This window comes from Frankia sp. CoWAU3 (assembly GCF_977971855.1).
Genome location: NZ_CDWWXB010000005.1, coordinates 47,554 through 52,952, shown reverse-complemented (window position 1 = coordinate 52,952; position 5,399 = coordinate 47,554). Strand labels below are relative to the sequence as shown.

Sequence of the window (5,399 nt, the reverse complement as noted above, 5' to 3'; positions counted from 1 at the left end):
ACCGGGAACGCGCCCGCAACCACGACAGCAAGTACTCACCCAGCTACACACTCGCCGCTTGATCTCACCTGGGGAGAACTGCACCCAACCCGGTCTGAGACCGTCCCGGACCCGCTCCGATGGTGTCCGGGGCCTCTGCGATCCAGCGAAAAAAATGTCTGTTTTGTCGGCTATGTGCTCATGTCCGGTCAAAGATATTGCAGAACGATGTCATCGTGATGAAGCCACCTGGCCAGGATGGGCACCATCTGGCATGCTTACCATCCCGATGAATTCGATCGACTTGCATGGCGCGGGTGTCAGCCCGCGTGAGGGGGTATCTATGAGGCCGAGCAGACTGTGGCGTGCAGCGACGCCACTCATCGCCGCGGGGGCGCTTGTACTGGCGGTGGTGGGCTGCTCGAGTGACGACGGGGACTCCCAGACGGTCGCCTCGAACGGCCAGATCACCGGCACCCTACGGCTCGGGTACTTCCCGAACCTCACCCATGCGCCAGCTCTCTACGGCGCCGAGAAGGGGATCTTCGCCAAGGACCTCGGCTCTGGAGTCACGCTCAAGACATCGACCTTCAACTCCGGCGTGCAGGAGGCGGAGGCGATTCTGTCCGGCGCCATCGATGCCGGCTATATCGGTCCCAACCCGGCGGTCAACAGCTTCATCAAGTCGCACGGGGAGGCGGTGCGGATCGTCTCCGGCGCTACCTCGGGTGGTGCGTCGCTGGTGGTCAAGCCTGAGATCACCTCCGTCGCGCAGCTCAAGGGCACCACGCTCGCCACCCCGAGCCTGGGCAACACCCAGGACGTGGCGCTGCGGTACTTCCTCAAGAAGAACGGGCTGACGACCGACACCCAGGGTGGGGGTGATGTCTCCATCAAGCCCCAGGACAACACCGTGACGGTGGACACCTTCGCCAACAGGGCCATCGACGGGGCCTGGGTGCCCGAGCCGACGGCCTCCCGGCTCGTCGCAGCGGGGGGCAAGGTGCTCGTCGACGAGGCCGACGAGTGGCGGGAGACCAAGGGCCAGTTCGTCACGACGGTGCTTCTGGTGAGCACGGACTATCTGAAGAAGAACCCGGAGATCGTCCGCCGGCTCATCACGGCGAATGTGGAATCGATCAACGCGCTCAACGCCGACCGTGACGCCGGCGCGAAGGTCACCAACACGGCGCTGGGCAAGCTGAGTGGCAAGCCGCTGTCCGACAAGATCCTCACCTCGGCCTGGAAGGGGCTGACCTTCACTCCGGACCCGATCGCGGCCTCCCTGTTCACCTCGGCGAAGCACCAAGAGGAGCTCGGCCTCATCAAGAACCCGAAGCTCGACGGTCTGTTCGATCTGACGGTCCTCAACGAGATCCTCGCCAAGCAGGGCAAACCGACGGTCGCCGACTCCTGACCCGCGGCACCCGGCGGTAGCCGGGCCGGCTGAACCTCGGTCCGAGACCACAGGGCGACGACCAGGCCGGGGCGTCGATCATCGATGCCCCGGCCTGGTCCGTCCATCCGTCCATCCGTCCATGCACACCGGCCGCATACACCGCGACGGGGGAATGAACCATGACCGCTGTACTCGCCGACACCGCTGTACCCGCCGACACCGCGCTGCGCATCCACCGCGTCAGTCGGGTCTTCGGATCCGGGCCCGCCAGCGTCAAGGCGCTCGACGACGTCTCCCTGGACGTCCAGGCGGGCGAGTTCGTCTGTCTCCTCGGCGCGTCCGGCTGTGGGAAATCGACCCTGCTCGGCCTGGTCGCCGGTCTCGACCAGCCGTCCGTGGGCGTCGTCGACACCACCGGCCGGCGGGTCGGGATGATGTTCCAGGACTCGGCGTTGCTGCCCTGGCTGACCGCGGGCGGCAACGTCGAGGTGCCGCTGCGGCTGCGGGGGATCGGCAAGGCCGAGCGGCGGGACCGGGTCGAGAGTCTGCTCGCGATGGTCCGGCTCGCCGGTATGTCCGCGAAGCGCCCCCATGAGCTGTCCGGCGGCATGCGCCAGCGGGTGAGCCTGGCCCGGGCCTTCGCGCAGGAGGCCGACATCCTGTGCATGGATGAGCCGTTCGGTGCGCTCGACGCGATGACCCGCGATCTGCTCCACGACGAACTTGAACGGATCTGGCGGGAGACGGGGGTCACCGTCATCTTCGTCACCCACGATGTGCGTGAGGCGGTCCGGCTCGGTGACCGCATCGTGCTGCTGTCCTCCCGGCCTGGCCGGGTCGCGGAGATCTTCGACGTCGACCTCGACCGCCCCCGCCGGATCGACTCCACCCACGTCTCGGAGCTCGCCACCAAGGTGACCGCGCGGCTACGCGAGGAGGTCGGCCGCCATGGCCACTGACGTCAGCGTCTCCACCGACAAGGTCTCCACCGACAAGAGTGTCCTGCTCGGCGAGGCGGGCAAGTCCTTCGACGTCGACACGGCCCTCGCCGGCCTCGACGCGCTGGACATCCCGACCGCGCAACGGCGGCCGTTCGCGGTCCGCGTCTGGGCGGCCAGCTGGCCGAAGCTCGGCGCTCTGCTCCTGTTCCTGCTGCTCTGGCAGATCGTCGTCTGGAGTGGCTGGAAGCCCAGCTATGTGTTGCCCGGCCCGGGCGAGGCACTGGGCGAGTTCGTCGACCAGCTGGGCAGCGGACACTTCTGGGACGCCCTCGCCCGCACCCTGGTCCGGGCCCTGGAGGGATATGCCCTAGCCGTGTTCATCGGCACCGTGGTCGGGATCGCGGTGTCCCGCTTCGGAGTCCTGCGTACCGCGGTGGGATCGTTCATCACCGCGGTACAGACGATGCCCTCGATCGTCTGGTTCCCGCTCGCCGTCCTGCTGTTCAAGCTCAGCGAGTCCGCAATCATGTTCGTGGTGGTGCTCGGGGCGGCGCCGTCGGTGGCCAACGGCGTCATCTACGGCGTGGACTACGTGCCGCCTCTGCTGGTCCAGGTCGGCCGCAGCATGGGCGCGCGTAGCCTGTCCCTCTACCGGTACGTCGTGGTACCGGCGGCCCTGCCCTCGGTGCTCGCGGGCCTGAAGCAGGGCTGGGCGTTCGCTTGGCGCAGCCTGATGGCCGGCGAATTGCTGGTCATCGTTCCGGGGCATCCGTCCGTCGGAGCTGATCTGCAGAATGCCCGCGAACTACTCGACACGGTCGGGGTACTGGCCTCGATGATCACGATTTTCGTGATCGGGGTGCTCATCGACGCCGGGTTCAACGCTGCGGACCAGCGGATGCGGCAGCGCCGTGGGCTGGTTGCGGAGGGTACGACGGCGGTCCGGGCAGCTCGGCGTCGCCGGAACGGCAGCGCCGACGGGTCCGCCGCAGCCGCCGCCACGGCCACCTCCTCCGCCGGAGGCGGCGCGGACGCCCCCCGTCCCGAGAGGGCTGGCTGAGGAAGTTCCCGATTCCCCGGCCGGCAGGTTCGTTGGCCGGCAGGTTCGTTCGGCCGAGCCGGCGGCGGGAACAGCGCCCGTCGGCGCGGGGCCGTGCCTCGCCCGGTGCCGACCCGGCCCACCCATTCGGCGAGGACCGGCGGCAAAATGGATGCATGCAGATCTCCGCTCGCGCCGACTACGCATTGCGCGCACTCCTGACGTTGGCCGCGAGCAACGGTCGGCTCGTCAAGGGCGAGGCGCTTGCCGCGGCGCAGGATCTGCCGCTGCGCTTCCTCGAGAACATCCTCACCGATCTACGCCGGGCGGGGCTGGTCCAGAGCCGCCGGGGCGCGGACGGGGGATACCAGCTGGGCCTTCCCCCCGAGCAGATCACCATCGCCACGGTGATCCGGGCGACCGACGGTCCGCTCGCCAGCGTGCGGGGCCGGCGTCCTGAGGACACGAATTACGACGGCGCGGCCAAGCACCTGCAGGATGTGTGGATCGCGGTTCGGGTGAACCTGCGGCGGGTGCTGGAGGCCGTGACCCTCGCCGACGTGGCGAGTGGTCAGCTTCCGGACATCGTGACCACCCTCGGCTGCGATCCCGACGCGTGGGTCACCCGCTGACGGGAGCGGCCCGCTTCTCGGGAGCGGCCCGGCCTCCCCGGACGCCAGGTCATGTCCCCGGTAGCGCGCGGCTCGCGGCTGCCAGCGGCATGCCGGCCGCGATGCGGGCCCGCTGCGCGCGTACGGCGGTGCCGGTCAGCGCGTCCAGAGCCAGCGCACGGACGTCCCCGACGAGCACGGCGACAGCGTCGTGGGCCGCCATGGCGCAGGCGTCCTCGATCCTGGCCAGGAGGGCCAGTGCCGCCCCGATGCCCTCCGGCGCGACGGGGAGCCGATAGGCGGGCAGCGCCGGTGGCGCATCCCCGCCGCGGGCCCGGATCGCGGTGATGAGGTCGTCGCGCAGCGCCTGGTGCGCCAGACAGCTCAGTCGCGCGAGCTCGCGCGCCTGAGCCGCGGCCGGGCCGAGCGGCGCGACGGCACCTCCCGCCGCCGCGGTGGCGTAGACGGCGGCATGCGTGGCCGTGAGCATCGTGACCAGTGCCGCGACGCCCACGGGATCCGGGTGCTCGGTTGCGGCGGTCGATTCCGTGGGGGTCGCCGACGCCGGATCGCCCGATGGTGTGTCGGCGGTCATCCGGACACCCGGCTCGCAGCGAGGGCCAGCAGCTCCGCATGCGCGGTCCCGGCGGCGCACATGCTCGCCAGCAGGGAGGCGAGCGGACCGCCCGCGCACAGGCAGTCGGTGCGGGCGGCGTTCGTCGCCGCACTCTCCATCCCGGTCAGGGAGGCGAGGGTGGCTGCGCGGGCCGTGGGTGACTCGTTGACGAGCTGCGCCGTTCCCGCCGTCCCGGCGCCGTCACGCCCGATCGCCTGGGTCGGGGTGGCTGCCTGGGTCGGGGTGGTCGGTGCGGAGCCCGGGAACTGTTCGGCCAAGGTCCGGAGCTGGACCTCGTGATGGGCCCGCAGCGTGTCGAACAGGGGACGCAGGGACGGGTGGCGCTCGGCCGCCGGGCGGTACGCCGCGGCCAGCGCGGCCGCCCGGACGGCGGCGGCCCTCGCCGCCCGGCGGTCGTCGCCGTCCGGACCCACCGCGGGACCGGTCCGATTCGTCGCGACCGTGGAGCTGCAGCCGGCGGCCTCGAATCCGGCAAATCCGGCGAATCCGGTAAGGGCAAGGCTGGTCAGCCCGGTGAGGAGCCGTCGTCGGGAGGCGTGGGTGAGGTTCGCCGGATCCACCGTCGCAGCTTTGCACATCCCCTGCTGTCGTCCGGAACGCCGTGTGGTCCGCGCGGCCTGATCCGGTTACCCCCGGGTCGCGACGGATCCCGGTCGGGGCGGACGTAGGCTATGGATCTCACCCGGGCTGGGTCGCCCCGGGGCGGCCCAGCCCGGCGGGACCGTCGGCGGTCGGTCCTCGCTGTTCGACGGTGCCGCGGGTCGGGTCGATGAGGGTCGCACGGCTTGATGGC

6 protein-coding genes are annotated in these 5,399 nt (G+C 70.4%); 4 read left to right on the top strand and 2 right to left on the bottom strand.

The features are described 5' to 3' along the window. The first annotated feature begins 322 nt into the window (after nucleotides 1-322). From AC08ON_RS01515 to AC08ON_RS01500, 4 genes are all read left to right on the top strand, one after another. Nucleotides 323-1,396 carry an ABC transporter substrate-binding protein gene (locus tag AC08ON_RS01515; RefSeq protein ID WP_476606104.1) on the top strand — a complete coding sequence of 358 codons (1,074 nt, stop codon included), beginning with the start codon at nucleotides 323-325 and terminating at the stop codon, nucleotides 1,394-1,396. A 161-nt stretch (nucleotides 1,397-1,557) separates the two neighbouring features. Continuing rightward, complete coding sequence (locus tag AC08ON_RS01510; protein WP_476606103.1) at nucleotides 1,558-2,337, top strand: ABC transporter ATP-binding protein; 780 nt, start codon at nucleotides 1,558-1,560, stop codon at nucleotides 2,335-2,337. Beyond that, nucleotides 2,327-3,379, top strand: a complete 1,053-nt coding sequence (locus tag AC08ON_RS01505; RefSeq protein WP_476606102.1) for an ABC transporter permease — start codon at nucleotides 2,327-2,329, stop codon at nucleotides 3,377-3,379. The genes AC08ON_RS01510 and AC08ON_RS01505 overlap by 11 nt, the downstream gene beginning before the upstream one ends. Nucleotides 3,380-3,534: 155 nt before the next feature. After that, the gene (locus tag AC08ON_RS01500) at nucleotides 3,535-3,990 is read left to right on the top strand and encodes an RrF2 family transcriptional regulator (RefSeq protein ID WP_476606101.1); all 456 of its coding nucleotides are present in this window, start codon (nucleotides 3,535-3,537) and stop codon (nucleotides 3,988-3,990) included. Nucleotides 3,991-4,039: 49 nt separating this feature from the next. Here AC08ON_RS01500 and AC08ON_RS01495 read toward each other — a convergent pair whose 3' ends face one another. Then, nucleotides 4,040-4,564 carry a DUF4439 domain-containing protein gene (locus tag AC08ON_RS01495; RefSeq protein WP_476606100.1) on the bottom strand — a complete coding sequence of 175 codons (525 nt, stop codon included), beginning with the start codon at nucleotides 4,562-4,564 and terminating at the stop codon, nucleotides 4,040-4,042. Beyond that, nucleotides 4,561-5,184 (bottom strand): hypothetical protein, encoded by a 624-nt coding sequence (locus AC08ON_RS01490; protein WP_476606099.1) that lies wholly within the window; start codon nucleotides 5,182-5,184, stop codon nucleotides 4,561-4,563. Before AC08ON_RS01490 ends, AC08ON_RS01495 begins: the two co-directional genes overlap by 4 nt. Between the last annotated feature and the right edge of the window lie 215 nt (nucleotides 5,185-5,399).